General features: G+C 68.7%; 25 protein-coding genes. 11 read left to right on the forward strand and 14 right to left on the reverse strand.

The annotated features are described in order from the left end of the window. Positions 1 to 13: 13 nt before the first annotated feature. The 8 genes from gyrB to ACFOES_RS14855 form a co-directional block, all read right to left on the reverse strand. The gene (gene gyrB, locus ACFOES_RS14820) at positions 14 to 2,431 is read right to left on the reverse strand and encodes a DNA topoisomerase (ATP-hydrolyzing) subunit B (protein ID WP_377834088.1); all 2,418 of its coding nucleotides are present in this window, start codon (positions 2,429 to 2,431) and stop codon (positions 14 to 16) included. An 80-nt stretch (positions 2,432 to 2,511) separates the two neighbouring features. Then, positions 2,512 to 3,129 carry a LysE family translocator gene (locus ACFOES_RS14825; protein WP_377834089.1) on the reverse strand — a complete coding sequence of 206 codons (618 nt, stop codon included), beginning with the start codon at positions 3,127 to 3,129 and terminating at the stop codon, positions 2,512 to 2,514. After that, positions 3,126 to 3,560, reverse strand: a complete 435-nt coding sequence (locus ACFOES_RS14830; RefSeq protein ID WP_377834090.1) for a VOC family protein — start codon at positions 3,558 to 3,560, stop codon at positions 3,126 to 3,128. Before ACFOES_RS14830 ends, ACFOES_RS14825 begins: the two co-directional genes overlap by 4 nt. Next, positions 3,557 to 4,669, reverse strand: a complete 1,113-nt coding sequence (recF, locus tag ACFOES_RS14835; RefSeq protein ID WP_377834091.1) for a DNA replication/repair protein RecF — start codon at positions 4,667 to 4,669, stop codon at positions 3,557 to 3,559. The genes ACFOES_RS14830 and recF overlap by 4 nt, the downstream gene beginning before the upstream one ends. Before the next feature lie 70 nt (positions 4,670 to 4,739). Beyond that, positions 4,740 to 5,858 carry a DNA polymerase III subunit beta gene (gene dnaN, locus ACFOES_RS14840; protein WP_377834092.1) on the reverse strand — a complete coding sequence of 373 codons (1,119 nt, stop codon included), beginning with the start codon at positions 5,856 to 5,858 and terminating at the stop codon, positions 4,740 to 4,742. Positions 5,859 to 5,970: 112 nt separating this feature from the next. Beyond that, entirely contained in the window at positions 5,971 to 7,380 is a 1,410-nt protein-coding gene (dnaA, locus tag ACFOES_RS14845) for a chromosomal replication initiator protein DnaA (RefSeq protein ID WP_377834093.1), read from the reverse strand. 640 nt (positions 7,381 to 8,020) lie between these two features. After that, positions 8,021 to 8,287, reverse strand: a complete 267-nt coding sequence (gene rpsT, locus ACFOES_RS14850; protein ID WP_377834094.1) for a 30S ribosomal protein S20 — start codon at positions 8,285 to 8,287, stop codon at positions 8,021 to 8,023. Positions 8,288 to 8,478: 191 nt separating this feature from the next. Continuing rightward, positions 8,479 to 9,249 carry a sulfite exporter TauE/SafE family protein gene (locus ACFOES_RS14855; protein WP_377834095.1) on the reverse strand — a complete coding sequence of 257 codons (771 nt, stop codon included), beginning with the start codon at positions 9,247 to 9,249 and terminating at the stop codon, positions 8,479 to 8,481. Between the two features lie 169 nt (positions 9,250 to 9,418). On the opposite strand from ACFOES_RS14855, the gene ACFOES_RS14860 reads away from it, so the two are divergent. From ACFOES_RS14860 to ACFOES_RS14870, 3 genes are all read left to right on the forward strand, one after another. Further along, entirely contained in the window at positions 9,419 to 11,089 is a 1,671-nt protein-coding gene (locus ACFOES_RS14860; protein WP_377834096.1) for an acyl-CoA dehydrogenase family protein, read from the forward strand. 156 nt (positions 11,090 to 11,245) lie between these two features. Beyond that, positions 11,246 to 12,184 carry a carbon-nitrogen hydrolase family protein gene (locus ACFOES_RS14865; RefSeq protein ID WP_377834097.1) on the forward strand — a complete coding sequence of 313 codons (939 nt, stop codon included), beginning with the start codon at positions 11,246 to 11,248 and terminating at the stop codon, positions 12,182 to 12,184. 81 nt (positions 12,185 to 12,265) lie between these two features. After that, complete coding sequence (locus ACFOES_RS14870) at positions 12,266 to 13,297, forward strand: NAD-dependent epimerase/dehydratase family protein (RefSeq protein ID WP_377834098.1); 1,032 nt, start codon at positions 12,266 to 12,268, stop codon at positions 13,295 to 13,297. A 3-nt stretch (positions 13,298 to 13,300) separates the two neighbouring features. Here the strand turns inward: ACFOES_RS14870 and recO are convergent, their stop codons facing one another. Beyond that, on the reverse strand, positions 13,301 to 14,023 hold the full coding sequence (recO, locus tag ACFOES_RS14875) for a DNA repair protein RecO (RefSeq protein ID WP_377834099.1): 723 nt from the start codon (positions 14,021 to 14,023) through the stop codon (positions 13,301 to 13,303). A 174-nt stretch (positions 14,024 to 14,197) separates the two neighbouring features. Here recO and ispH point away from each other — a divergent pair, with 174 nt between their 5' ends. From ispH to rnhA, 5 genes are all read left to right on the forward strand, one after another. Beyond that, positions 14,198 to 15,148 (forward strand): 4-hydroxy-3-methylbut-2-enyl diphosphate reductase, encoded by a 951-nt coding sequence (gene ispH / locus ACFOES_RS14880; RefSeq protein WP_377834100.1) that lies wholly within the window; start codon positions 14,198 to 14,200, stop codon positions 15,146 to 15,148. Continuing rightward, the gene (locus ACFOES_RS14885) at positions 15,145 to 16,215 is read left to right on the forward strand and encodes an AbrB family transcriptional regulator (RefSeq protein WP_377834101.1); all 1,071 of its coding nucleotides are present in this window, start codon (positions 15,145 to 15,147) and stop codon (positions 16,213 to 16,215) included. Before ispH ends, ACFOES_RS14885 begins: the two co-directional genes overlap by 4 nt. A gap of 56 nt (positions 16,216 to 16,271) precedes the next feature. Then, positions 16,272 to 16,712, forward strand: a complete 441-nt coding sequence (locus tag ACFOES_RS14890; protein ID WP_377834102.1) for a LysE family translocator — start codon at positions 16,272 to 16,274, stop codon at positions 16,710 to 16,712. After that, complete coding sequence (locus tag ACFOES_RS14895; RefSeq protein ID WP_377834103.1) at positions 16,709 to 17,161, forward strand: DUF3429 domain-containing protein; 453 nt, start codon at positions 16,709 to 16,711, stop codon at positions 17,159 to 17,161. The genes ACFOES_RS14890 and ACFOES_RS14895 overlap by 4 nt, the downstream gene beginning before the upstream one ends. Before the next feature lie 73 nt (positions 17,162 to 17,234). Next, the gene (gene rnhA / locus ACFOES_RS14900; RefSeq protein WP_377834104.1) at positions 17,235 to 17,684 is read left to right on the forward strand and encodes a ribonuclease HI; all 450 of its coding nucleotides are present in this window, start codon (positions 17,235 to 17,237) and stop codon (positions 17,682 to 17,684) included. Positions 17,685 to 17,928: 244 nt separating this feature from the next. Here rnhA and ACFOES_RS14905 read toward each other — a convergent pair whose 3' ends face one another. After that, positions 17,929 to 19,044, reverse strand: coding sequence for a site-specific DNA-methyltransferase (locus ACFOES_RS14905; protein ID WP_377834105.1), 1,116 nt, complete (start codon positions 19,042 to 19,044; stop codon positions 17,929 to 17,931). Between the two features lie 90 nt (positions 19,045 to 19,134). After that, positions 19,135 to 19,770, reverse strand: coding sequence for a ribonuclease HII (locus tag ACFOES_RS14910; RefSeq protein ID WP_377834106.1), 636 nt, complete (start codon positions 19,768 to 19,770; stop codon positions 19,135 to 19,137). Between the two features lie 100 nt (positions 19,771 to 19,870). On the opposite strand from ACFOES_RS14910, the gene ACFOES_RS14915 reads away from it, so the two are divergent. Next, positions 19,871 to 20,734, forward strand: a complete 864-nt coding sequence (locus tag ACFOES_RS14915; protein ID WP_377834107.1) for an SDR family oxidoreductase — start codon at positions 19,871 to 19,873, stop codon at positions 20,732 to 20,734. 9 nt (positions 20,735 to 20,743) lie between these two features. Here ACFOES_RS14915 and ACFOES_RS14920 read toward each other — a convergent pair whose 3' ends face one another. Then, positions 20,744 to 21,517 carry a potassium channel family protein gene (locus ACFOES_RS14920; protein ID WP_377834108.1) on the reverse strand — a complete coding sequence of 258 codons (774 nt, stop codon included), beginning with the start codon at positions 21,515 to 21,517 and terminating at the stop codon, positions 20,744 to 20,746. 127 nt (positions 21,518 to 21,644) lie between these two features. Here ACFOES_RS14920 and ACFOES_RS14925 point away from each other — a divergent pair, with 127 nt between their 5' ends. After that, positions 21,645 to 23,282, forward strand: coding sequence for an MFS transporter (locus ACFOES_RS14925; protein ID WP_377834109.1), 1,638 nt, complete (start codon positions 21,645 to 21,647; stop codon positions 23,280 to 23,282). A gap of 121 nt (positions 23,283 to 23,403) precedes the next feature. Then, on the forward strand, positions 23,404 to 23,703 hold the full coding sequence (locus ACFOES_RS14930; protein ID WP_377834110.1) for a hypothetical protein: 300 nt from the start codon (positions 23,404 to 23,406) through the stop codon (positions 23,701 to 23,703). 132 nt (positions 23,704 to 23,835) lie between these two features. On the opposite strand, the gene leuB is transcribed toward ACFOES_RS14930, so the two are convergent. Continuing rightward, positions 23,836 to 24,945 (reverse strand): 3-isopropylmalate dehydrogenase, encoded by a 1,110-nt coding sequence (leuB, locus tag ACFOES_RS14935; protein ID WP_377834111.1) that lies wholly within the window; start codon positions 24,943 to 24,945, stop codon positions 23,836 to 23,838. Between the two features lie 53 nt (positions 24,946 to 24,998). After that, a complete protein-coding gene (locus ACFOES_RS14940; RefSeq protein ID WP_377834112.1) occupies positions 24,999 to 25,919 on the reverse strand; it encodes a LysR family transcriptional regulator in 921 nt (306 codons plus the stop codon). Positions 25,920 to 25,964 lie beyond the last annotated feature (45 nt).

Consider the following 25,964-nt stretch of genomic DNA (forward strand, 5'->3'; position numbering starts at 1 on the left):
GCCCTACAGCGCCCTAGAAGTCCAGGTTCTCGACGCTCAGCGCGTTCTTCTGGATGAATTCGCGCCGCGGTTCGACGACGTCGCCCATCAGCTTGGTGAAGATGTCGTCGGCCTCGGCCAGGTCGTCGATCTTGACCTGCAGCAGCGTCCGCGCCTCGGGGTCGAGCGTGGTTTCCCACAGCTGGTCGGGGTTCATCTCGCCCAGCCCCTTGTAGCGTTGCAGGCTGAGGCCCTTCTCGCCTTCGGCCAGCACCGCGTCGAGCAGGTCGATCGGGCCGTGGATCAGCAGGTCGCGGTCGCGGCGCACCAGGTGGGCCGGATCGGAATAGGCGTCGCGCGTCGTCTTCGAGATCTCGGCCAGCCGCCGCGCCTCGCCCGAGCGCAGCACGGCGCCGTCGAGGGTGCGGATCTCCTCGACCCCGCGCAGCACGCGGGCGAGGCGGATGCCGTGATCCTGGGTGATGCGGCCGGTCCAGCCGCGCTCGTATTCCACCGCCACCATGTCGAGCCGCGCCGCCACCCGGTCGGCGACCGCCTGCAGGTCGGCATCGGCCTGGCCTGGGTCGAAGGCGCCGGCCAGCGCCGCCTGTTCGAGGATGTTGCGCGGGTAATGGGTCGGGAAGGCCTCGAGAATGCGGCGGAACTGGCGCGCGCCCTCGATGATGCGAGCGAGGTCGGCGCCGGCGATCTCCTCGCCGGAATGCAGCCGCAGCACCGCGCCCTCGATGCCCATGTCGATCAGGTAATCCTCGAGCGCCGGCTTGTCCTTGAGATAGACCTCGGACTTGCCGCGCGAGACTTTGAACAGCGGCGGCTGGGCGATGTAGAGATAGCCGCCCTCGATCAGCTCGGGCATCTGCCGGAAGAAGAAGGTCAGGAGCAGCGTCCGGATATGCGCGCCGTCGACATCGGCGTCGGTCATGATGATGATCTTGTGGTAGCGCAGCTTGTCGATGTTGAACTCGTCGCGGCCGATGCCGGTGCCCAGCGCCATCACCAGGTTGCCGATCTCCTGGCTCGACAGCATGCGGTCGAAGCGGGCCCGCTCGACGTTCAGGATCTTGCCGCGCAGGGGCAGGATGGCCTGGGTCTGGCGGTCGCGTCCGGTCTGGGCCGAGCCGCCGGCGCTGTCACCCTCGACCAGGAACAGTTCGCGCTTGGCCGGGTCGCGCTCGGAGCATTCCTTGAGCTTGCCGGACAGGAAGCTGACCTCGTTGGTCGATTTCTTCCGCGTCATCTCGCGCGCCTTGCGGGCGGCCTCGCGCGCCAGCGCCGCCTCGACGATCTTGCCGACGATCTGGCGCGCCTCCTGCGGATGCTCGTCGAACCACTCGCCCAGCTTCTCGTTCATCAGGTTCTCGACCGCGGGCCGGACCTCGGACGAGACCAGCTTGTCCTTGGTCTGCGAGCTGAACTTGGGATCGGGCACCTTGACCGAAAGCACGCAGGTCAGCCCCTCGCGCGCGTCGTCGCCCGAGAAGGTCACCTTTTCCTTCTTCAGGATGCCCGAGGAATTGGCGTAGAGGTTGATGGTCCGGGTCAGCGCGCCGCGGAAGCCGGCCAGGTGGGTGCCGCCGTCGCGCTGCGGGATGTTGTTGGTGAAGGGCAGCACCATCTCGTTGTAGCTGTCGTTCCACCACATCGCGACTTCGACGGTGATGCCCTCGCGCTCGCCCTTGACGTAGATCGGATCCTCGACCATCGCCTGCTTGTGGCGGTCGATGTAGCGCACGAATTCGCGTACGCCGCCCTCGTAATGCAGCTCGGATCGCAGCGGTTCGGCTGGGCGTTCGTCTTCCAGGATGATGCGGACGCCGGAATTGAGGAAGGCCAGCTCGCGCAGGCGGTTCTCCAGCGTCTTGAAGCTGTAGTCGAGGTTCGAGAACGTGTCGGTCGAGGCCAGGAAGCGCACCTCGGTGCCCTTGCGGCCATTGGCGTCGCCGACCACCCGCAGATGCTCGACCGTGTCGCCATGTTCGAACTTGGCGTAGTGCTCTTTCCCGTTGCGCCAGATCCGCAGCTCGAGCCAGTCCGACAGCGCGTTGACCACCGAGACGCCGACGCCGTGCAACCCGCCCGAGACCTTGTAGGAGTTCTGGTCGAACTTGCCGCCGGCATGGAGCTGGGTCATGATCACCTCGGCCGCCGACACCCCTTCCTCGGGGTGGATATCGACCGGGATCCCGCGGCCGTTGTCGCTGACCGAGACCGAATTGTCGGCGTGAATCTTCACCGTCACCGCGTCGGCATGGCCGGCCAGGGCCTCGTCGATGCCGTTATCGACGACCTCGTAGACCATGTGGTGCAGGCCCGAGCCGTCGTCGGTATCGCCGATATACATCCCGGGGCGTTTGCGGACCGCTTCCAACCCCTTGAGAACCTTGATGGATTCAGCGCCGTATTCTTCGGCGTTCGATGCAGCTTCGGCCATTCGGACCTTCCTTGAATTCCTGCCCGACTTATAGGCGTTCCGGCAGGGATTGTCACGCGCGTGACACAAGATTTAGGGGGTCAGGTCAGGGCGATCAGCAAGCCGACAAGGATCAGCAATCCGCCCGCCGCGCGGTTGACCCGCGCCATGCCCTTCGGCCCGGTCAGCCGGTGGCGCGCGCGGTCCACAGCCCAGGCGAAACACAGGTTGCCGATCAGCGGCACCGCCACCGACAGGGCGCAGATCGCGGCGATGTCCGGCCCGCCGACATGGCGCAGGTCGAAGAAGCCGGGCAGCACGCCCATGTAGAACAGCACCGCCTTGGGGTTGCTCAGGATCACCGTGATGCCGGCGAGGAAGCCGGCGGCGCGGCCGGGGCGGGTCAGGCGGCTGTCGCGTTCGACGGGCTTGTCGGCCTGCCAGATCAGCCGCGCCCCCAGCAACAGGAAGATCGCCACCGCGACCCAGCGCAGCACGTCCATGACGCCGCCATAGGCCGCCGTCACCCAGCTCAGCCCGAAGATCGCCGCCAGCGGCCAGAGCGCGTCGCCGACCGCCACGCCGACGGCCAGCGGCCAGGCGGCGAACCCGCCCGACAGTGCCCGTGCGGTCAGGGCCAGCCAGACCGGGCCGGGGGTGAGGAAGAGGACGAACAGCGCCCCGGCATAGAGGCCGAGCGCGACGGGGGACAGGCTCACGGCGCCTCCGGCAGGGTCAGCGACCCGTCCTCGGCCAGCGGCCAGAACGGGTTCATGGCGATTTCCCAGACATGGCCGTCGGGATCGGCGCAATAGCCGGAATAGCCGCCCCAGAACACCTTTTCGGGCCGCTTGAGCTCGGTCGCCCCCGCCGCGAGCGCGGCCGCGAAAGCGGCATCGACCTCGGCCTCGGTGGCAAAGTTCTGCGCCAGCGTCACCGCGCCGGTGCCCAGTTCCTCCGGCGCCCGGTGCTGGTCGGCGGCCAGGTCGTTCCAGCCGAACAGGCCCAGCACAAGCCCGTGCATCTGGTAGAAGGTCACGCCCGCCTGGCTCTGCGGATGGGGCTGCCAGCCCAGCGCGGCGTAGAATTCGCGCGCCCGCGCCATGTCGGCCACGCCCAGGGTGATCAGGGTCACGCGTTGCGGGGTCATGCCAGCCTCCCTTCGGTGATTTCCGAATTGCCGCCCGTTTCGTGCACCTCGAAGGCCTGGGCCCTGTCGCCCAGCGCCTCGAACAGTTCCGCCCCGGTGCCGGTCATGAAGGCCTGGGCGCCGAGGGCGCAGATTTCGTCATAGAGGGCCGCGCGGCGGCCGGCGTCAAGATGGGCCGCGACCTCGTCGAGCAGCAGGATCGGCGGCGCGCCGAAATCCTCGGCCAGGGCGCGGGCATTGGCGAGGATCAGCGAGATCAGCAGCGCCTTCTGTTCGCCGGTCGAGCATTGATCGGCCGCCACCCCCTTGGCGGCATAGGTGGCGCCCATGTCGATCCGGTGTGGCCCGACCAGGGTCCGCCCCGCCGCCATGTCGCGCCGGCGCCCGGCAGCGAAGGCTTCGGTCAACTCCCCGGCACTCTCGGGCAAATCGCCCTCGGGATGGCTCAGGGTCAAGGTCGCCGCGGGAAAAGCCGTTTCCGCCCCCTCCTGCGCCGCCGCCAGCCGCGCCAGCGCCGCCGCCCGGTTGGCGATGATCGCCGCACCGGCCTCGGCCATCTGGCCTTCCAGTGCCCCGTACCAGGCCCCGTCGCGCGCCTCTTCCTTCAGCAGCCGGTTGCGCTCGCGCATCGCCTTCTCATAGGCCAGCGCGGCCTCGGCATGACCCGGCTCGAAACTCAGCACCATGCGGTCGAGGAAGCGCCGCCGGCCCTCGGCGCCCTCCAGCCACAGCCGGTCCATCGCCGGCACCAGCCACAGCACCCGGGCGATCCGCCCCAGCGCCGCCTGGCTCGCCGCCTTGTCGTCGATCCGGACCTGGCGCGACTGGCCCGGCTCGGCCCAGGTCTCGACCTCGTGCACCTGCCACAGGCTGCGGATCGTGGCCGCGATCTTCCAGCCCAGGGCCTCGGGCCGCCGTGCCATCTCCTCGGCCGCCGCCCGCCGCAGCCCGCGCCCGGGCGACAGCAGCGACACCGCCTCAAGGATATTGGTCTTGCCGGCCCCGTTCGGCCCGTGGATCGCCACCGGCCGGCCGTCCAGCACCAGCCGTCCCGCCCGATGCGAGCGGAAATGCGACAGGGTCAGCTCGGAAAGGGCCAGCACCGACATGTCTGCCCTTCTTCTTTGCGAAAATACTCCACGGGGGTCCGGGGGTGTGAAACCCCCGGCGCCGCTGTCGTCACACGCGCATCGGCATCACGACATAGACCGCCGAGGTGTCGTTGCCCTCGCGCATCAGCGTCGGGTCGCCCGAGCCGTTGAACAGGAACACCGCGTTCTCGCGATCGACCTGGCTGGCGATCTCGAGCAGGTACTTGGCGTTGAAGCCGATCTCGAGCCGCTCGTCGCCATAGGCCACGGCCAGTTCCTCTTCGGCCGCACCGCTGTCGGGGGCGTTGACCGAGAGCACCAGCCGGTCCTCGTCCAGCGACAGCTTGACGGCGCGGCTGCGCTCGGACGACACCGTCGCGACGCGGTCGACCGCCTTGGCGAACTCGGCCGCGTCGACCTCCATCTGGCGGGTGTTCCCGACCGGGATCACGCGTGTGTAGTCGGGGAAGGTGCCGTCGATCACCTTCGAGGTCAGGGTGATCTGCGGCGTGGCAAAACGCACCTTGGTCTCGCTCACCGAGACCGCGATCTGGGTATCGTCGTCGTCGAGCAGCTTGCGCAGCTCGCCCACCGTCTTGCGCGGCACGATGACGCCGGGCATGTCGGCGGCGCCCTCGGGCAGCTCGGCGTCGATCCGGGCCAGGCGGTGGCCGTCGGTGGCGACGCAGCGCAGCACCGGGCCGTCCTCGCCCTGGGCGACATGCATGTAGACGCCGTTGAGGTAATAGCGCGTCTCTTCGGTCGAGATGGCGAATTTCGATTTGTCGAACAGCCGCCGCAGCACCGGGGCCGGGGCCGAGAAGTTCGATGAATATTCCGACGACGCCATCACCGGGAAATCTTCCTTGGGCAGCGTCGCCAGGTTGAAGTTCGACCGCCCGGCGGTGACGGTCAGCCGGCCCGAGGCGGCATCGTCGGTCAGCTGCACCAGCGCGCCGTCGGGCAGCTTGCGCACGATCTCGTGCAGCATCACCGCCGAGACGGTGGTGGCGCCGGCGCGTTCGACCTGCGCCGGGGCCTTGTCGACCACCTCGATATCCAGGTCGGTGGCGCGGAAACTGACGGCATCGCCCTCGGCCTCGATCAGCACGTTGGCAAGGATCGGGATGGTGTTGCGCCGCTCGACGACCGATTGCGCCTGGGCCACCGCCTTGAGAAGCGCGCCGCGCTCGATGCTGATCTTCATACCCTCATACCCCTTCGTGTCGCAGAGGTGATCTGCGGCTCAGGTTTGCTTGTTTTCCGGACTTTCGGTCGGAAAGCCGGGAGCGTCAAGGGCGCCCCCGGGCTTTGGCGCCTCACGCTTCGAGAAGGCGGCGCAGAAGCTGCAGATCCTCGGCCAGCTGCGAGTCGGTCGACATCAGCTCCTCGATCTTGCGCACGCCGTGCATGATCGTGGTGTGATCGCGCCCGCCGAAGCGGCGGCCGATCTCGGGCAGGCTGCGCGGGGTCAGCTTCTTGGCCAGGTACATCGCGATCTGCCGCGGCCGGGCGAAGTTGCGCGCCCGCTTCGGGCCGATCATGTCGGACAGCCGGATGTTGTAATGCTCGGCCACCTTGCGCTGGATCTCCTCGATGGTGATCTTGCGATCCGAGGCGCGCAGGATGTCGGCCAGGCAGTCCTGGGCCAGGTCCAGCGTGATCTCGCGCCCGACCAGCGAGGCGAAGGCGAATAGCCGGGTCAGCGCCCCTTCCAGCACGCGGACATTGGTGGTGATGCGATGGGCAAGGAATTCGAGCACGCCCGGCGCCAGGGTCAGGCCCTTGTACTGGTTGTGGTAGAACTCGGCCTTGTTCTGCAGGATGCCGAGACGCAGCTCGTAATCGGTCGGGTGCAGGTCGACGATCAGCCCGCATTGCAGCCGGCTCTTGATCCGTTCCTCAAGGTCCTTGATCTCGCCCGGGGCGCGATCGGCCGAGATCACGATCTGCTTGTTCTGGTCGACCAGCGCGTTGAAGGTGTGGAAGAACTCTTCCTGGGTGCTGTCCTTGCCGGCGATGAACTGGACGTCGTCGACCATCAGCACGTCGACCGAGCGGAACATCTCCTTGAAGTCCATGATCTGCTTTTCGCGCAGCGCCTGGATGAAGCGGTACATGAACTGCTCGGCCGAGAGGTAGAGCACGCGCAGCTCGGGCCGGCGGCTTTGCAGCTCATGGGCGATGGCATGCATCAGGTGCGTCTTGCCGAGCCCGACGCCGCCATAGAGGAACAGCGGGTTGAAGCTGACCGGCCCGCCCTCGGCCACCCGGCGGGCGGCGGCATGGGCCAGTTCGTTCGGCTTGCCGACGACGAAGGTGTCGAAGGTGAAGCGGCTGTCGAGCGGGGCGCTGCGCAGTTCCGAGTCGTCCGCGGCGGGGTGCGCCGGCCGGGCGGCCCGGGGCGTCTCTGCGGCGGCTGCGGCGGCCGAGGCCGGCTGCCCCTCGGGCGCGGTGGCGGCGGCATTGGCCTGCACCGCCGGCCGCGCCGCTTCGACGGTGAATTCCAGCCGGTCGACCGATGCGCCGGCCGAGATCAGCTGCTGCCGGATCTGATCGGAGAAATTGCGCTCGACCCAGTTGCCGAAGAAGTTCGTCGGCACGGTGAACCGTGCCACGCCGTCGCGCAGTTCCGCGAAGCGCAGCGGCTCGATCCAGGTTACGAAGTTGTTTTTGCCCAGTCTCTTGAGAAGTTCGCCACGTACATGCCCCCAGGTTTCATTCGTCATCTTCCGACCCGCTGTCCACGCGTTTTTATTGAGGCGACTGCACCACACATCACACAAACACAGATACGCGTACCCGGCTTGCAGCCCCCGGTTATTGTGCGACCCGAATCTGCCATGAGGAACGAACCAACCGGCGGCCTGCGCCGACGCGGCGCAACCCGTCTGCCCGCCGGCTGAAGCCCAATACCGGGATCTCCCGATATGGCAGCCCGGCGGGGGCGCGTTGTTCATTTGGACATGAGAAACAGCCTGTGGACCGCGTTTTCGCGGCAGCCGCTTCGCTGGCACCGATAGCGTGACAGGCAAAAGCCTACCACCCCCGAAATCCGTAGATCCCGTGGCGTCCCGACCCGTAGCTGCCTGGCAGTGGCGTCTACTGGCGGGGCTCCCTGACCTTCCATGTCCCCCCAAGGCGATGTGAATCGCTCCTAGACGCTAGCCCGGTGTCGCGCGGCGGCGCAACAGAACTATGGTCTTGACTCAGGCTTGGTGAAAGCGAATCCCGGCGGCTGTGCAAAAAGGGCACGGTGGCCGAATTCGGGATATTCCCAAAGTGGGACTCGGCCCAGAAATGCGAAAAGGCGCACCAGAGGTGCGCCCTTCGGCAGTCTGTCAAAGCCGGGCGAGCCGGCCGGTCGGGTCAGGCCGAGAGGGCCTTCACGCGCGACGACAGGCGCGACATCTTGCGGGCTGCGGTGTTCTTGTGCAGCACACCCTTGGTCACGCCGCGGGCGATTTCCGGCTGGGCGCTGCGCAGGGCTTCCGACGCGGCGGCCTGGTCGCCCGAGCTGATCGCCTCTTCCACCTTGCGCAGGAAGGTGCGGATCCGCGAGCGGCGCGCCTTGTTCACGGCATAGCGCGCTTCATTCTGGCGGGCGCGCTTCTTGGACTGGGGCGTATTGGCCATCTGTACGAGTTCCGGTTTTTCGGTTCGGGTAAATCTGAAGACGCGCTTCTATGGCCGACTCGGCGGCAAGTCAACTGTCTGGGCCAATGTTTTTTGGCCTTTGGCGCCGGGCAGGCAGGAAGGCCGGGGGCGCTGCCCCCGGGCCCCCGGGATATTTGGATGAAGATGAAAAGGCAAAGCGGGCCTGGAGCCTAGCCCATCAACCCGCGGCGGATCAGGTTGGCGCCGGTGATCGCCAGCAGCAGCAGGGTCCACCAGCGGAAGCGCACCGGGTCGAGCCGGTCCTGCAGCCTGAAGCCGACCCACATGCCGATCCAGGCGGGAATCACCAGCAGTGCCGACAGCGGGGCGGTCGAGGCATTGAGCACGCCCGAGCGCAGGTGGGCCACCGTCAGCATCACCGCGCCGAGCAGGAAGACCACGCCCTGGACCCGCACCTGCTCGCGCTTCTCGGTGCCGGTCGACAGCAGGTAGACCAAGAGCGGCGGCCCCCAGACGCCCGAGATGCCGCCGTAGAGGCCGGCGACGATGCCGAGGACGATCTCGACCCGCTTGCGGTGGTGGATGGCGATCACCAGCGGCCGGCCCGAGAGCTGGTAGAGCGCGAAGCCGACGATCGGCACGCCGAGCAGGACATACATCAGCCAGCTCGGGATCAGCAGCACGAACTGGGCCGAGATGACGATGAAGACGATGATGGTGACGATCATGCGCCGGTATTTCACCACCGACTCCCAGGCCGCCGACGGGCCCTGGCGGAAGGCCTGGGCGAGGTTGGTGGTCAGGGTCGGCAGCAGCAGCGCGGCCAGCGCCTCGTGCCCCGGCAGGAAGGAGGACAGCGCCGAGATCATGATCATCGGCATGGCGAATCCGACCGCGCCCTTGACGAAGCCCGCCACCAGCGTCACCGCGATGGCCAGCGCCAGCGCCCAGGGCTCGAGCCCGCCTGCAAATATGTCCATCATCCCGTCCCCGTCGCGTCCCGCCCGCTATAGCGTGGTTCGCAAGGGGCTGCAGCGGCAAAATCCGATGCGACACATTCGTTCACCATGATGGGCGACGGCGAATTTTTGTTGCGCTGCGGCTGCAAAGGCCCTATCTCCCTCGCAAGTGCAGAAACGGAGATCAGCCATGCCCCATGACGGACAGACCGCGACCCCGGCCAGCCCGGTGATGCCCGATCTGCTGGCGCTTGCCGCGGCGGCGCTGCCCGAGGTCGAGGCGCTTCTGGACGAGGCCAAGGCGGCGGTGCGGGCAAGGGTGACGGTCGACGGCCGGGTCTCTGGCGCGGCGCTGGAGCGCGAGCAGTTCGCCGCCCATGCCCTGGCCTGGCTGGCAACCTATGTCGAGAGTCTGCGCCAGATGCGGGCCTGGGCCGGGCGGCTGGAAGAGGCCGGCAGCTTCGGCGAGATGGAGCAGCTTCTGCTGCAGATCGGTTACGGCGAATACCTGTCGCAGATCCGCGGCGGCATGCCGATGAGCCAAGGCGAGATTGCCCGGCTCGACGCGATCGGCGTCGCGGTGCCGGCGGCGGGCGAGGCGGCGGCGCGGCTGATGGCCGAGGGCAACAGCCCGGCGGCCCGCGCCCGCCTGGTGGTGCTGATGCGCGAGAATCATGGCCGCGCGACCTTCGGCGCCTCGGGCCTGGACGAAGAGCTCGAGATGATCCGCGAGCAGTTCCGCCGCTTCGCCGACGAGCGGGTGGTGCCGAACGCCCACGCGTGGCACCTGAAGGACGACTTCATCCCGATGGAGATCATCGAGGAGCTGGCGGAGCTCGGCGTCTTCGGCCTGACTATCCCTGAGGAGTTCGGCGGCTTCGGCCTGTCGAAGGCCTCGATGGTGGTGGTCAGCGAGGAACTCAGCCGCGGCTATATCGGCGTCGGCAGCCTGGGCACCCGGTCCGAGATCGCGGCCGAGCTGATCCTCTGCGGCGGCACCGAGGATCAGAAGGCCGAATGGCTGCCGAAGATTGCCAGCGCCGAGATCCTGCCCACCGCCGTCTTCACCGAGCCCAATACCGGTTCGGATCTCGGCTCCCTGCGCACCCGCGCGGTGAAGGAGGGCGACGATTACCTGATCACCGGCAACAAGACCTGGATCACCCATGCCGCCCGCGCCCATGTCATGACCCTGCTGGCCCGGACCGATCCGGACACCACCGATTACAAGGGCCTGAGCATGTTCCTGGCCGAGAAGATGCCGGGCGACGATGCCGATCCCTTCCCGACGCCGGGCATGACCGGCGGCGAGATCGAGGTGCTGGGCTATCGCGGCATGAAGGAATACGAGCTGGGCTTCGACGGCTTCAGGGTGAAGGGCGCGAACCTTCTCGGCGGCGTCGAGGGCCAGGGCTTCAAGCAGCTGATGCAGACCTTCGAATCGGCCCGCATCCAGACCGCCGCCCGCGCCATCGGCGTGGCCCAGAACGCGCTGGAAGTGGGGATGCAATATGCCGAGGAGCGCAAGCAGTTCGGCAAGTCGCTGATCGAGTTCCCGCGCGTCGGCGGCAAGCTGGCGATGATGGCGGTCGAGATCATGATCGCCCGTCAGCTGACCTACTTCGCCGCCTGGGAGAAGGACCACGACCAGCGTTGCGACCTCGAGGCCGGGATGGCCAAGCTGCTCGGCGCCCGGGTCGCCTGGGCGGCGGCGGACAACGCGCTGCAGATCCATGGCGGCAACGGCTTCGCGCTGGAATACCAGATCAGCCGCATTCTCTGCGACGCCCGCATCCTCAACATCTTCGAGGGCGCGGCCGAGATCCAGGCGCAGGTGATCGCGCGGCGGCTGCTGGGCTGAGGGCGCCGGCGGCGTTGGGATATTCACGGTTGCGTGATAGACTGGCGTTGCCGCCGCTGAACCAGTGATCGCCGCGGAGAGGGGTCCGCAGTCCGAAAGGCACGCCACGGGCGGCAAACTGACGTGTCGGCACTTCCGCATCGGAAGGAGACGACCATGGCCGCCAAAGCTGCCGTCATCCAGCGCCCGCCGGCGCTGCTGAATCGCGAGGCGACGATCGAGGGCGCGCTGGCCTCGATCGACGAGGCCGCCGCCGAGGGGGCCGAACTGCTGGTCTTTCCCGAGGCCTTCATCCCCGGCTATCCGACCTGGGCCTGGCGCCTGCGTCCCGGCGGCGACGGCGCGCTGGCGGGGGAAATCCACGCCCGGTTCCGCGCCAATGCCGTCGATCTGGGCCAGGATCACCTGCTGCCGATCCAGGAGGCGGCGCAGCGCCACCGGATCACCATCGCGATGGGGATCAACGAGCTTGACGGCGCCTATTCCGGCACCACGATCTTCAACACGCTGGTCATCATCGGTCCCGACGGCAGCCTCCTCAACCGCCACCGCAAGCTGATGCCGACCAATCCCGAACGCATGGTCTGGGGCTTCGGCGACGCGTCCGGCCTGCGCGTCGTCGATACCCCGGTCGGCCGGATCGGCGGGCTGATCTGCTGGGAGAACTACCTGCCGCTGGCCCGCTACGCGCTCTATGCCCAGAAGATGGACATCCTCGTCGCGCCGACCTGGGACACGGGCGAAAGCTGGACCGCCACCATGCGCCACATCGCCAAGGAGGGCGGCTGCTGGGTGATCGGCACCGCGACGGCGATGACCGGCGCCGACGTGCCGGCCGACTTCCCCGAGCGCGACACGCTGTTCACGCCCGAGGAATGGATCAATGTCGGCGACGCGGTGGTGGCCAAGCCGATGGGCGCGCTCGCGGCCGGGCCGCAGGCGAAGAGCCAGGACATCCTCTATGCCGAGATCGACGCCGAGGCGGCACGGCGTGCGCGCCGTTCGCTCGACGTCGCCGGGCATTACTCGCGGCCCGACCTGTTTTCGCTGGGTGTCGATCGCCGGCCGCTGCCGCCGGTGACCTTCACCGACTGATATCCGCCGATGCGCCGACCCACCCCTTGATCCTGAGAGTCAGCGTCTTAGGGTTCGCCCGACTCGGATCGGGGGACCGTCATGACCGATCAAGGACGTATCGTTCTGACCGGCGCATCGGGCTATATCGCCAAGCATGTGCTGCTGAAGCTGCTGGCGGCGGGGTATCGCGTCACCGCCACCCTGCGCAGCCCCGCGCGCGCCGACGAGGTGCGGGCGGCGGTGGCGCCTCATCTGGCGGACGCGGCGGCGCAGGAGCGGCTCGACTTCGCCACGCTCGACCTGACCCGCGACGACGGCTGGGCCGCGACGATGGCGGGGGCCGAGGCGCTGGTCCATACCGCCTCGCCCTTTCCGCTCGGCCAGCCCCGGGACGAGGACGCGCTGATCCGGCCGGCGGTCGACGGCACGCGGCGGGCGCTGGCGGCGGCGCATGCGGCCGGGATCGGGCGCGTCGTGCTGACCTCGTCCTCGGCGGCGATCATGGCCGGCAAGTCGGATGTCGGCCGGCCCTGGACCGAGGAGGACTGGTCCGATCTCGACCACCCCTCGGCCACCGCCTACGTCAAGTCCAAGACCCTGGCCGAGCGCGCCGCTTGGGATTTCGTCAAGAAAGAGGCGCCGGGAATCGGCCTGACCGTGATCAACCCGGTCGTCGTCATCGGCGCCCCGCTCGACGCCCGCTTCGGCAGTTCGGTCGGCATCGTCCAGCGGCTGCTGGCGGGCAAGGACCCGATGGTGCCGCGCATGGGCTTCCCGCTGGTCGACGTCCGCGACGTGGCCGAGATGCACCTGCGCGCGGTCGCCCGGCCCGAGACGGCCGGTCGGCGCTTCATCGCCTCCGATCGCTCGATGTGGTTTGCCGAGATCTCCAGCCTGCTGCGGCAGGAATTCCCCGGCCGCCGGATCCCGCGCCGGGTGGCACCGGACTGGCTGATGAAGCTGTTGGGCAAGTTCGACCCGGCGATCCGCTCGATCCTGCCCAGCCTCGGCCATGTCGACTGGGTGTCGAATGCACGCGCGCGCGAGGTGATGGGGATGCGGTTCCGCAATACCGCCGACAGCCTGCGCGAGACCGGCCATTTCCTGATCGACAGCGGCGCGGTGAAATAGGCCCTATTGCGCCCGCATCAGCGCCGCGACCAGCCGGTTCCGGGCCTCGGGCAGTGGCCGGTTGCCCAGCGCCGGGGCGAGGTGATGGCCGAGGAAATGGCCCGTCAGCCGCAGCCCCTCGGCAATCTCGGCGGCGCTGGCCGGACCCTGGCCCAGCAGGCAGAGCGGCAGCGGCAGCAGTTTCGGCGCCCAGTCGCCGGCGCCTTCGCGGCTGACCGCGCGGCCGCTGCGCGGGCTGACATAGGCCAGGTCGTCGCGGCTGCCGGTGACGGCGCAGGAGCTCAGGTCGAGGCCGAAGCCCATCTCTTCCAGCAGCAGCATCTCCCAGCGCAGGTAGGCCAGCGGCCAGCCCTCCTCTGCCAGCGCATCGAACATCGCCACCGAGGCGGCGTAGAGCGCCGGATGCGGCTCGCGCTCGGGCAGGGCGAAGCCGAGCAGGGCGCAGAGCGCGTTGAGCCCCGCGAGCGCCAGCCGGTCGCTTAGCAGCCCGGCCGCCCGGCCGCGCAACGGCTCGACGGTGAAGGCGCCGAGGTGATCCTCGAGTCGGGCCCGCCAGCTCAGGTCGAGCTGGGCGCCGGGTTGCAGCACCGGCGCCAGCTTGCGCGACGCGCCGCCGCGCACGACGCCGGCATGGCGGCCGTGGCCGGGGGTGAACACCTCGATGATCGCGGCGCTTTCCCCGTGCCGGCGCACCGACAGGAGCACGCCTTCGTCGCGCCAGTCCATGCGCCCAGTATTCACCGCGCGGCGGCGGCGGCAAGGGCCGGGCCGGGGTGCTGCCCCGGAGCTGGGGATATTTCTGCCCGGAAGAAGCGGCAGGCCGGTGCCGGACGGGGCTGGACCTCGGCGCGTGTCCGGCCTACCTCTGGGCCAACCCGGCCCGAGCCTCGAAGCTGACAGATGAGCAAACCCGCCCTTACCCTCTACCTCGCCGCCCCGCGCGGCTTCTGCGCCGGTGTCGACCGGGCGATCAAGATCGTCGAGATGGCGCTGCAGAAATGGGGCGCGCCGGTCTATGTCCGCCACGAGATCGTCCATAACAAGTTCGTCGTCGACGGGCTGCGCGACAAGGGCGCGGTCTTCGTCGAGGAGCTGTCGGACTGCCCGCCGGACCGGCCGGTGATCTTCTCGGCCCACGGCGTGCCGAAATCGGTGCCGGCCGAGGCCGAGGCGCGGCACATGCTCTATGTCGACGCCACCTGCCCGCTGGTCTCGAAGGTGCATATCGAGGCCGAGCGGCATTTCCAGAACGGGCTGCAGATGGTGATGATCGGCCATGCCGGCCATCCCGAGACGATCGGCACGATGGGGCAATTGCCGCCGGGCGAGGTGCTGCTGGTCGAGACGCCGGACGATGTGTCCGGGCTGAAGGTGCGCGACCCGGAGAAGCTGGCCTTCATCACCCAGACGACGCTGTCGGTAGATGACACGACGGATATCGTCGCGGCGCTGAAGGCGCGGTTCCCGGGCATCGTCGGGCCGCACAAGGAAGATATCTGCTACGCCACCACCAACCGCCAGGCGGCAGTGAAGGCGATCGCGCCGAAGATCGAGGCGCTGTTGGTGATCGGGGCGCCGAACTCGTCGAACTCGCGCCGGCTGGTCGAGGTCGGCCGCGCCGCCGGCTGCGCCTATGCCCAGCTGACCCAGCGGGCAGAGGATATCGACTGGCGCGCGCTCGAGGGTATCCGCTCGGTCGGCATCACCGCCGGGGCGAGCGCGCCGGAGGTGCTGGTGGACGAGGTCATCGCCGCCTTCCGCGACCGTTTCGAGGTGACGGTGGAGCCGGTCGAGACCGCGCGCGAGGCGGTCGAGTTCAAGGTGCCGCGCGTGCTGCGCGAGACGGCGTGAGCCCGGCGCCGGCGCGCCTGTCCCGGCTGCCGCGCCCGGTGCGCTGGTTCCTGCTTATCCTTCTTTCGACACTGCTGATCGCGCCGATGGCGGCGATCCAGCTGCCGGCCTCCTTCATGCTGGGCGCGATGATCGCGGCGATTGCGCTGCAGGTCTCCGGGGCCGAGCTGAAACTGGCGCGCGGGCTGCTGTTGCCGGCCGAGGGCCTGCTGGGCGTGCTGCTGGCCGCAGCGATCACCCCGGCGGCGCTGGCGACCTTCACCAGCGACGCGCCGCTGTTCCTGGCCATCGGCCTTGCCATCCTGGCGCTGAGCACGGTGGTCAGCTGGGGATTGCTGCGCAGCGGCCGCCTGCCCGGATCGACGGCCGTCTGGGGCCTGTCGCCGGGGGCGGCCACGGTGATGATGCTGATGTCCGAGGCCTTCGGCGCCGATCAGCGCCTCGTCGCCTTCATGCAATACCTGCGGGTGCTGATCGTCGCCATCGTCGCGCCGCTGATCGCCCATTTCTGGGGCGCGCCCGGCGGCGCCGGGCCGACGGCGGCGGCGGCGGCCGGGGCCGGGCTCGACTGGTTCGCCTTCGGCCAGTCGCTGGCGATCACCGCGCTCGGCATCGCGCTGGCACTGGCGACGCGGATGCCGGGAGGCACCATCCTGCTGCCCTTCGCGCTGGGCGGGGTGCTGCATGCCGCCGGGCTGGTCTCGATCCAGTTGCCCGACATGCTGATGTCGGTCTGCTACGTGCTGCTGGGCTGGAGCGTCGGCCAGAGCTTCACCATGCAGGCACTGCGCCATGCCGTCTCGGTGCTGCCGCAGGTGCTGGGATCGATCCTGCTGATGATCGCGCTGTGCATCGGGCTGGGGGCGCTGGTGTCCTGGGGGCTGGGGATCGATGCGCTCAGCGCCTATCTGGCGACCAGCCCCGGCGGGCTGAGCTCGGTGGCGATCATCGCCGCGACCAGCCGGGTCGACCTTGCCTTCGTGATCGCGATGCAGACGCTGCGCTTCGTGCTGGTGCTGCTGCTCGGCCCGCCGCTGGCGCGGCTGCTGGCCGCCCGCGCGGCCTAGCTTGACGCGGCGGGGCGGCGGCGGGCAGACTGCCGCGTCTTGCCACGGAGGGTCCCATGTCGCCGGAATTCCTGTTCACCGCCTTCATCGTCTGCGCCATGCCGGGGATCGGCGTCATCTACACCCTGTCGACGACGCTGGGCGCCGGGCTGCGTGCCGGGCTGCTGGCGGTGCTCGGCTGCACCCTGACCACGGCGATCCACCTGCTTTTCACGCTGGGCGGGCTGGCGGCGGTGCTGCACACCTCGGCGCTGTTCTTCCTTGCCTTCCTGCCCCAGTTCATTCCCGCCGGAGCGCCCGACGCGACGCTGCGGCTGACCGAACTGGGCCTTGGCTTTGTCGCCATGACCTTCGCGGTCTTCGTCGGCTACGCGGTGCTGGCCGGCAGCCTGCGCCGGGCGGTGCTGGCGCGGCCGCGCGTCATGGCCTGGATACGCCGTGCCTTCGCCGCCAGCTTCGCCGGGCTCGGGCTGCGGCTGGCGCTGGAACGGGCATGAGCCGCAGCCCCCGGGCCGCGCTGACCCTCGGCACCGCCGCGCTTACCCCCTTCGTCTGGGGCGTGGTGACGATGTGGTCGCAGCCGCTGGCGCTGGCGACGGCGCGGCATGTCGGGCCGCGTTTCATCGGGCCCTATATCCAGCTTGCCTACGGCACCGTGGTGCTGGCCTTCCTGTCCGGCATCCTGTGGGGATTCGCCAGCCGCGCCCGGGCCGGTGTCGCCGCGACGGGCTACCTGCTCAGCGTCCTGCCAGCGGCCTGGGCCTTCCTCTTCGTCGGCGGCGGGCCGGTCTCGGCCGCGATCTACCTCGGCGCCGGCTTCGTCGGCGTCACCGCGATCGACTGGCTGTTCTGGCAGCAGGGGCTGGCGCCGGGCTGGTGGATGCGGGCGCGGCTGGGCTTCACCGTCGTCGTGCTGCTGAGCCTCGCTCCCATCGTGCTGACCTGAGCCGTCCCCGCCGCCGTTGACGCCCCGGCCGGGCTTCCGTAAGACCCGGGCGACCTGCCGAACGGAGCCTGCCATGCCTGACCTGATCGCCTATACCGACGGTGCCTGCAGCGGCAATCCCGGCCCCGGCGGCTGGGGCGTCTTGCTGCACGCCCGCGACGGCGACACCGTGGTCAAGGAACGTGCCCTGTCGGGTGGCGAGGCCCAGACCACCAACAACCGCATGGAGCTGATGGCGGCGATCACCGCGCTCGAGACGCTGGGCCGGCCCTCCGAGATCACCATCGTCACCGACAGCGCCTATGTGAAGAACGGCATCAGCGAATGGCTGCGGGGCTGGAAGCGGAAGGGCTGGAAGACCTCGACCGGCAAGCCGGTGAAGAACGAGGACCTGTGGCGCCGGCTCGACGCCGCCCAGGCCCGGCACAAGGTGCATTGGGAATGGGTCAAGGGCCATGCCGGCCACCCCGAGAACGAGCGCGCCGACGAACTGGCCCGCGCGGGGATGGCCCCCTACAAATAGGCGATCCGGCGGAGCGCGCTGCGCGCGCAAGCCTGTTTGCGAGGAAAGGGGGGCGCTGCCCCCCGTCGCCCAGGGGCGACTCCCCCCGGAGTATTTTCGCAAAGGTGAAATGCAGGGGCGTTTGCGGTGTCATCTTTGCCTGCATCCTCCCGCCGGAGACAAAAGACCCCGCCATGCGGAGATGGCGGGGCAGTCGTGCCGCGGGCGGACCACGGCACAGGCGGTAACTGTCGGTCGCGCGGGATCAGTGCGGGCGCTGGTCGCCCATCTCGGCCCGGATCTGCTGGCGCAGCACGTCGATCGGGATGATCTTGCCCTCGCGCTTGAAGTGCCAATAGGTCCAGCCGTTGCAGCTGGGCGCGCCTTCGAGCTGGGCGCCGACCTGGTGGATCGAGCCCTTGACGTCGTTGCCGATCAGCGTGCCGTCGGCGCGCACCTTGGCCTTGTGGCGGTTGCCGATGGAGTAGAGCTCCTCGCCCGGGCGCAGCATGCCGCGTTCGACCAGCTGGCCGAAGGGCACCCGCGGCTCGGCGCGTTTCGAGGTCGAGACGGTCAGCGCCTCGCGGTCGAACTTGCGCACCTTGGCCAGCCGCGCCTCGGCCACCTTGCGGTAGCTTTCCTCGCGCTCGATGCCGATATAGTCGCGGCCCAGCATCTTGGCGACGGCGCCGGTGGTGCCGGTGCCGAAGAACGGGTCGAGCACGACGTCGCCGGGATTGGTCGTCGCCACCAGCACCCGGTGCAAGAGCGCCTCGGGCTTCTGGGTCGGGTGGGCCTTGTCGCCCTTGTCGTCCTTGAGCCGCTCGTGCCCGGTGCAGATCGGGATCACCCAGTCCGAGCGCATCTGCACCCCTTCGTTCAGCGCCTTCAGCGCCTCGTAGTTGAAGGTGTACTTGCTGGCCTCTTCCTTGCTGGCCCAGATCAGCGTCTCATGGGCGTTGGTCAGCCGCTTGCCGCGGAAGTTCGGCATCGGGTTCGACTTGCGCCAGACGACGTCGTTGAGCAGCCAGAAGCCCTGGTTCTGCAGTTCGGCGCCGAGGCGGAAGATGTTGTGGTAGGAGCCGATCACCCAGATCGCGCCATTGGGCTTGAGCAGCCGGCGCGCGGCGGCGAGCCAGTCGCGGGTGAAGCGGTCGTAGATCTTGAAGCTGTCGAACCGGTCCCAGTCGTCGTCGACCGCATCGACCTTGGAATTGTCCGGCCGGTGCAGGTCGCCCTTGAGCTGCAGGTTGTAGGGCGGGTCGGCGAAGATCAGGTCTATCGAGCCCGCTGGCAGGCTGTTCATTCTCTCGATGCAGTCACCAGACAATATCTGGTTGAGAGGGAGCGTTTCCGCCCCCTTGGCCTTGGGTTTCGTCATGTCTGCCTCACAGGTCCGCGCGTTTTCGCGCTGTCGTTTCTGTGGACAAAAATGAGCTATCGGCGATTCGCCGTCAATTTGTTTTTTGAATCAAGGGGTTACATTATTGCCTTGATACAAGATATTGTGGATAGGTGCGAAGGAACGTCTATGGTGGGGAGTCACCCCGATATCTTGGAGCGCCTGCAGATGGGCCTTGGTCGGGTAGCCGGCATTGCGTTCCCAGCCGTAGCCGGGGTGCTGTTGCGCCAAATCCACCATGATCCGGTCGCGCACCACCTTGGCGACGATCGAGGCGGCGGAGATCGACAGCGAGCGGGCATCGCCCTTGACCACGGCCTCGGCCGACAGGGCGATCCCGCGCGGGATCAGGTTGCCGTCGATCAGCAGGTGGTGAGGCGGCGTGGCGAGGCCGGCGACGGCGCGCTCCATCGCCAGGTGGCTGGCGCGCAGGATGTTGATCTCGTCGATCTCCGCCACCGTGGCATGGGCGACGGAGACTTCGGCCATCTCGAGGATCGCGTCGTAGAGCGCGTCGCGGCGGCGGGCGCTGAGCTTCTTCGAATCGTTCAGGCCGTCGGGGATGCGGGCCGGGTCGAGGATCACGGCGGCGGCCGTCACCGGGCCGGCGAGCGGGCCGCGGCCGACCTCGTCGACGCCGGCGATACGGGCGAAGCCGCGGGCGCGGGCGGCGGTTTCGAAGCTGAAATCGGGGGCATTGCTCATGACGGACTGAAAGCCGATTTCGCCGCGCCGGGCAATGGCAAAGCGGTCAGCGGGCGATCCGCCCTTGCGCAGCCCCCGGCCCGGCCCAGATAGTCGGGCCATGGACAAGGTTCTGCTTTCCCTCGGCCACGGCTATTCCGCCCGCGCCCTCGCCCGGCGGCTGATGCCGCAGGGCTGGCACGTGATCGGCACCACGCGTTCGGCCGAGAAGGCCGCTGAATTGACAGCGGAGGGCGTCGAGGCGCTGGTCTGGCCGGGCAATGCGCTCGCCCCGGTCCTAGCGCGGGCGACGCATCTGCTCAGCTCCATCGCGCCCGATGAACAGGGCGACCCGGTGCTGCGGCTGGCGCGCGATCAGATCGCCGCGGCCGGGCATCTGCGTTGGGTCGGTTACCTGTCGACCACCGGGGTTTACGGCGATCATCACGGCGGCTGGGTCGACGAGGCGACGCCACTGACCCCGGCGACGGCGCGCGGCAAGGCCCGGGGGACGGCCGAGGCGGAATGGCAGGCGCTGGCGCAGGAGGCCGGGCTGCCGCTGCACATCTTCCGGCTGGCCGGCATCTACGGCCCCGGGCGCGGGCCCTTCGCCAAGGTTCGGGCCGGCACCGCGCGGCGGATCGTCAAGCCCGGCCAGGTGTTCAGCCGCATCCATGTCGCGGATATCGCGCAGGTGCTGGAAGCCTCGATGGCGCATCTGAATCCCGGCGCGATCTACAACCTGTGCGACGACGACCCGGCGCCGCCGGAAGAGATCATCGCCCACGCCGCCGAGCTGCTCGGCCTGCCGCTGCCGCCCGAGGAGGATTTCGCAACCGCCGAGATGTCCCCGATGGCGCGCAGCTTCTATGCCGAGTCGAAGCGGGTGCGGAACGACCGGATCAAGGATGAGCTCGGCATCCGGCTGCTCTACCCGAGCTATCGCGAGGGGCTGGCGGCGCTGCTGGCCGAGGAGACGGCCTGATCCGGGGCCTCAGTAATAGCCCTCGGTCTCGATATTCAGCGTCGCGCCGCAATGCTTGCAATGGACCGCGTCCGGGTCATGCAGCTTGAGGCCGCAATCGGGGCAGGGGTAGCGCACCTTGGCCGGGCGGAACAGCACCTGGGCGAGGCGCAGGAACAGGGTGACGCCGAAGATCATCACCGCGACCGAGATCATCCGGCCGCTGGTTCCGGTCAGGGTGATGTCGCCAAAGCCGGTCGTCGTCAGCGCGGTGACGGTGAAGTAGAGCGCGTCGGCGTAGTTGTCGATCTGCGGGTTGGTGCTGTACTGGCTGGCATAGACCAGCCCGGTCATGACGAACATGAAGACCAGCAGGTTGATCGCGGCGACGAGGATATCCTCGTGCATCCGGAAGAAGCGGAAATCGGCGCGCAGCCGGGCCAGCATCTGGTAGGTGTGCAGCAGCCGCAGCGTCCGGACGATGCGCAGGAAGCCCAGCCCCTCGCCTGCCAAGAGTGCGAGGAACGAGACGATCGAGGCGAGGTCGGCCAGAGTCACCGGGTGGATCAGGAAGCGCAGCCGCTGGGTCGAGATCGCGACGCGGGCGATGAAGTCGATCAGGATGGCGACACCGAAAACCGCGTCGATGGTCTCGACCACCACGCCGTGCTGGCTGAACGAGGTGGCGATGACGAACAGGATCGTGCCCAGATCGAAGATCAACAGCCCGTAGCGGAACCGCTGCGCGCGCCGGCTGTTGCCTTCGTAAAGCAGGCGCAGCCTGTCCAGCCTTGTCTTCGCCATGTCCGTTCCTTTCTGCCCGCCCCACTCTGCCGCTGGCCGGGACCGGCTGGCAAGACGGCAATGTCGCGCGCTTGCCCCCGCCGGCGCCGCGGCGTATCCCGAAAGTGGGCAGCGCGAGGGAACGGGAGTGGCAGAGCGGACATCACCTTTGGGCGTGTTTCGCAACCCGACCTTCCGGGCGCTGTGGTCGGCCGCGCTGGTCTCGAACCTGGGCACGCTGATCCAGGCGGTGGGCGCGAGCTGGACGATGACCTCGCTGACCACCTCGCACGCGCTGGTGGCCTTGGTGCAGGCCTCAACCACCCTGCCGATCACCCTGTTCGCGATCGTGTCGGGGGCGCTGGCCGACAGTTTCGACCGCCGCCGGATCATGCTGATCGCGCAGAGCTTCATGCTGGTCGTCTCGGTCGGGCTGGCGGTGACGGCCTATCTGGGGCTGCTGACGCCCTGGCTGCTCTTGTCCTTCACCTTCCTGATCGGCTGCGGCACGGCATTGCACAACCCGTCCTGGCAGGCCTCGATGGGCGACATCATCGGCAAGGAGGACCTGCCCTCGGCCGTCGTCGTCAACTCGATGGGGTTCAACCTGATGCGCAGCGTCGGGCCGGCGATCGGCGGTGCCATCGTCGCGGCGGCCGGGGCGGCGGCGGCCTTCGCGGCCAATGCGGCCTCCTATTTCCTGCTGATCGCGACGCTGAGCCGCTGGCACCCCGAACGGGCGCGCAGCACCCTGCCGCGCGAGGATTTCACCCGGGCGATGCGGGCCGGGCTGCGCTATGTCTCGATGTCGCCGCACCTGGTCCGGATCATGGGCCGCGGCTTCCTGTTCGGCATCGCCGCAGTGGCGGTGCTGGCGCTGCTGCCGCTGGTGGCGCGCGGCCAGCTGGGCAGCGGTGCGCTGGGCTACGGCGTGATGCTGGGCTTCTTCGGCGTCGGCGCCATCGGCGGGGCGCTGTCGAACAGCCGGTTGCGGGCGCGGTTCTCCAACGAGGTCGTGGTGCGCGGCGCCTTCGCCGGTTTCGCCGTGGCCGCCTTCGTCCTCGGCATCAGCCCGATCTACGCGCTCAGCTGCGCCATCCTGCTGGTCGCCGGCGCTTCCTGGGTCCTCGCCCTGTCGCTGTTCAACGTCTCGGTCCAGCTGACCACCCCGCGCTGGGTCGTCGGCCGGGCGCTGTCGGTCTACCAGGTGGCGACCTTCGGCGGCATGGCTTCGGGCAGCTGGCTCTGGGGCTCGGTGGCGCAGGTCCACGGCTCGGGCACGGCGCTGATGATCGCGTCGGGAGTGCTGGTGCTGGGCGGGCTGGTCGGGCTGCGCTACCGGCTGCCGCAGCTGGGCGAGCTCAACCTCGATCCGCTCGACAGGTTCCGCGAGCCGCCCTTGCGGCTGGACATCCAGCCGCGCTCGGGCCCGATCATGGTGATGGTGGATTACGAGATCGCGCAGCAGGACCTGCCGGCCTTCCTGGCGGCGATGAGCGACCGGCGCCGGATCCGCAAGCGCGACGGCGCCCAGCAATGGGCGCTGCTGCGCGACCTGGAAAATCCGGACCTGTGGACCGAGAGCTACCACGTCCCGACCTGGACCGATTACGTCCGCCACAACCAGCGCCGGACCCAGGCCGATGCCGAGGTCTACGAGCGGTTGCTGGCGCTGCACAAGGGCCCGGGCAAGCCGCGCGTCCACCGGATGATCGAACGCCAGACCGTGCCGGCGGAGGAACGGCTGCGGCTGAAGGATCCGACCGGGGCGGTGCTGGGGCCGTAGCGGCGCCGGCGCGTCTGCTCCTAAGGTCGATCCCATTCGCGCGCGCCGGCACCGATGGCGGCGCGTCGCATGGGCGAGGTATCCTTGTCCGTGCAGGAAGCCGGGCACATGGAGGATCGTCTTGCCGGGAATTCACTTCCAAAACGAAACCGCGCGTTTTCTGACCCTCGCGGCATTGGCGATCCTGGGGTTCCCGTTGCTTCTTTGGCTGATCGGGCACTTCGGGGGCTGCGTCGCCAGTTCGACGGCCTCCTATTGTGAGCGCATACCGGATTTCTTCGGCAGCCTGATCTTCGCGTTCTATGTCTTCCTCGCATTCGGCGGATGGGCGATCTCGGTCCTGCTTCTCGTCGCTGCCGTCGCGATGCTGATCCTGGCGGTCCGGCTGGAGGTCTCCGCGCGCCGGGACAGGCGGCGTTAGCCGGCCGCGCGGCGCGACCGGCGCCCGCCGCGGCTCCGGGCGCGTTGCGGAGTGACGCAACTGCGCCGGCAAAGAAGAAGGGCCGCCGCCCGCCGAGGACGCCGGCCCTTCATCTGCCTGCCGGCTGTCGCCTTACAGGCTGGCGTCCAGCGCGGCGAGGATGGCGTCGCCCATGCCCGAGGTGCTGACCGGCACGCCGCCTTCCGGGCCCATCAGGTCGGCGGTGCGGACGCCGTCGGCCAGCACCTTCTCGACCGTGGCTTCTAGCCGGGCGGCCTCGTCGCCGCGGTCGAAGCTGTAGCGCAGCGCCATGGCGAAGCTCAGGATGCAGGCGATCGGGTTGGCCTTGCCCTGGCCGGCGATGTCGGGGGCCGAGCCGTGGACGGGCTCGTAGAGCGCCTTCGGCCGGCCGTTGGCCATCGGCGCCCCGAGCGAGGCCGAGGGCAGCATGCCGAGCGAGCCGGTCAGCATCGCCGCGCAATCCGACAGGATGTCGCCGAACAGGTTGTCGGTGACGATGACGTCGAACTGCTTGGGATTGCGGACCAGCTGCATGGCGCCGTTGTCGGCATACATGTGGCTCAGTTCGACCTCCGGGTACTCGTTGTCGTGCACCCATTGGACTTCCTCGCGCCACAGCACGCCGGATTCCATCACGTTGGCCTTCTCCATCGAGCAGACCTTGTTGTTGCGACGCTTGGCCAGTTCGAAGGCCGAGCGGGCGACGCGGCGGATCTCGTCGGTGGTGTAGCGCTGGGTGTTGACGCCGACGCGGCCGCCCTCGTTATCCGGGTAGATGCCGCGCGGCTCGCCGAAATAGATGCCCGAGGTCAGCTCGCGCACGATCATGATGTCGAGCCCGGCGACGACGTCCTTCTTCAGCGACGAGAAATCCGCCAGCGCGTCGAAGCATTGCGCCGGGCGCAGGTTGGCGTAGAGGTCCATCTCCTTGCGCAGGCGCAAGAGGCCGCGCTCGGGCTTCACGCTGAAATCCAGCACGTCGTATTTCGGCCCGCCGACGGCGCCCAGCAGCACCGCGTCGACTTCCTGCGCCTTGGCCATCGTGTCGTCGTGCAGCGGGGTGCCGTATTTGTCATAGGCCGCGCCGCCCACCAGATCCTCGCTGACGTCGAAATTCAGGCCGCGCTTGGCGCCGAACCAGTCGATGACGCGGCGCACCTCGGTCATGACCTCGGGGCCGATGCCGTCGCCGGGAAGGATGAGAAGGGAAGGATTGGCCATGGGATACGCTCCGTGAAATGTCCCGTCTCGCCTAGCCTTTTGCCCCTTGGCGGTCAAGCTTTCGCCCCTGTTTCGGAAGGCTCCGAGACCGCGGCACGCAGCCCCTCGGCCAGCAGGTCCCAGACCCGGCGCAGCCGCGGCGTCTGGCGCAGCGCCTCGGCCGCCGTCAGCCACATCGGCAGCGACGGGATCGGCAGCTCGGGCATCAGCCGGACGACGCCGGGGGTGCTGCGGCCGATATGGTGCTGGCCGCCGCCGATGCCGCAGCCCGCCGCCACCAGCTGCCAATAGGTCGCCTGATCGTCGCAACGGGTGCGGAAGAAGCCGCGATCGACCTGCCAGCCCATCCGCCGCAGCGCCCGCAGCATCAGCTCCGAGCGGTCGAAGCCGACCCAGTCATGCTGTTGCAGTTCTTCCACGGTGGTCGGCGTGCCGCGCCGGTCGAGGTAGCTTTGCGCCGCGTAGAGGCCGATGCCGATCTCGCCGACATGGCGGGTGATGACGTCGAGCTGTTCCGGCCGGTACATCCGCACCGCGATATCGGCCTCGCGGAACAGCAGGTTCTCGGTCGTGTCCGAAGGGTGGAGTTCGAGCTCGATCTCGGGCTCGGCGGCGCGGATCCGGGCCAGGATCGGCGGCAGCAGGTAATGGGCGACGACGGTGCTGGCGGTGATCCGCACGGTGCCGCGCAGCCCGGTCTCCTGCCCCGCCGCCGCCAGCTGCAGCCGCGCCGCCGCCTCGCGCATCGCCCGCGCCGGCGCGATCAGCGCCGCGCCGGCCTCGGTCAGTTCCAGTCCGCGGGCGTGGCGGCGGAAGATGCTCAGCCCCAGCGCCTGCTCCGCCGCCTGCACCTGGCGGCCCAGCGTTGGCTGGCTCAGCCCCAGAACGCGGGCCGCGCCCGAGAGCGAACCCGCCTCGGCTACCGCCAGAAGCACCTGCACCAGGGACCAGTCGAGCCTGTCAGAGATATTCATACCTGAATGAGTAACATGCAATTTCTCTCAATTTCAATTCCATTC

Origin of the sequence: Acidimangrovimonas pyrenivorans (assembly GCF_042643245.1) — a bacterium.
Lineage (GTDB): Bacteria > Pseudomonadota > Alphaproteobacteria > Rhodobacterales > Rhodobacteraceae > Acidimangrovimonas > Acidimangrovimonas pyrenivorans.